The sequence below is a fragment of the Acidiphilium sp. PM genome, assembly GCF_000219295.1.
Taxonomy (GTDB): domain Bacteria; phylum Pseudomonadota; class Alphaproteobacteria; order Acetobacterales; family Acetobacteraceae; genus Acidiphilium; species Acidiphilium multivorum.
The window spans coordinates 1-1,356 of sequence record NZ_AFPR01000137.1 but is presented as its reverse complement, the minus strand read 5'-3'; the positions used below and the strand labels follow the sequence as shown (position 1 = coordinate 1,356).

Genomic DNA, 1,356 nt, shown 5'->3' with positions numbered 1-1,356 from the left:
AACCGGGTCGCCGCCCTCGAAGCCGAGCTCGCCGCCCTGCGGCGGCCGCCGGCGCCGCCATTCCCGATCGTCCACGCGATCGAGCATTTCTGGTGCGACCGCTGCGGCGTGTTTGTCTGCGGCTGGATCCATGCCCATGCGGTGAAGGTGCGCGCGGTCGCGCTGCGCGTCGGCGACCGCCGCACCGATCCGGTGCCGCCGGCGCCGCGCCCGGACGTGCAGTCGCATTATCCCGAGATCGGCGACAGCGGCTTCAGCCTCTACCTCGAGGCTCCGCCTTTCCAGCCCGCCAGCCTCGAGATCGCGACCGATGCAGGCGACGTCTCGATCCCGCTCGAACCGCCGCCGCTGCCGCCGCCGCCGCCCTCGCCGCTGGTGATCCGGCCCTTCATCGACGAACTCCGGCAACGGCGCGGCCGGGTGCTGGAAATCGGCGCCCGCCTCGTCAGCCCCGGTGCCTATGCGCGGGCCCGCGATTTCGAACCGGACTGCCATTATGTCGGCTGCGACATTCATCCCGCGCCGGGCGTGGACCTCGTGGCCGACGCGCACTCCCTATCGGCGGCGACCGGCAGGGCCGCCTTCGAGGGCATCTTCTCGGTCGCGGTGATGGAACACATCGCCGAGCCCTGGCGCGTCGCCGCCGAGATCAACCGCGCCCTTACCCCGGGCGGCCTGACCTTCCACATCACCCACCAAACCTTTCCCCTGCACGAGACGCCGAACGATTTCTGGCGCTACTCGGACGAGGCGATGCGGATCCTGTTCGGCCCGGCGCGCGGCTTCGAGATCGTCGATGCCGGCATGCGCAGCCCGGTCAGCCTGGTGCGGCTGTTCCCCGGCCGTGCGGCGGCGGACATGGAGATCACCCGTCACGCCGGCTATGTCGGCACCTGGGTGCTGGCGCGGAAGGTGGCCGAAATCGCCGACGACGCGCCGGATGCCGGGATGAGCGGCGATCTCGCCGAACGCAGCCGCGCCTATCCGAAGCGCGGCTGAGCCTCGGGGACGTTCCGGCCGGATGGGTCCACCCGACCGGACAGCGAGGCCCCGCTATTCCCCGGCGGCGAGCGGCGCCACCGTCACCGGCACCGACTTGTAGGTCGGCGTGCCGCTCTGCCGGTCGTGCCGGGCCAGCGGCATCAGCACGTTGGCCTCCGGGTAATAGGCGGCGACCGAGCCTTCCGCGATGTCGTATTCGATGGCGGTGAACCCGGCGAGGCGATGCGCCCCGTCCTCGGCATGGGCGACGTCGATCCGCCCGCCATGCTCGATGCCGAGCCGCGCCATGTCCGCGCGGTTCATGAACACGACGTCGCGCCGGCCGAACACGCCGCGATAGCGGTCGTCCATCCC

General features: G+C 71.5%; 2 protein-coding genes. One reads left to right on the top strand and one right to left on the bottom strand.

Features of this window, described 5'->3' with window-relative positions:
- On the top strand, positions 1 to 999 hold a 999-nt coding region (locus APM_RS19800; RefSeq protein ID WP_007422626.1), incomplete at its 5' end, for a bifunctional 2-polyprenyl-6-hydroxyphenol methylase/3-demethylubiquinol 3-O-methyltransferase UbiG.
- A 54-nt stretch (positions 1,000 to 1,053) separates the two neighbouring features.
- On the opposite strand, the gene APM_RS06850 is transcribed toward APM_RS19800, so the two are convergent.
- Positions 1,054 to 1,356, bottom strand: a 303-nt coding sequence (locus APM_RS06850; protein ID WP_007422625.1) for a molybdopterin dinucleotide binding domain-containing protein, incomplete at its 5' end; no start/stop codon positions are given.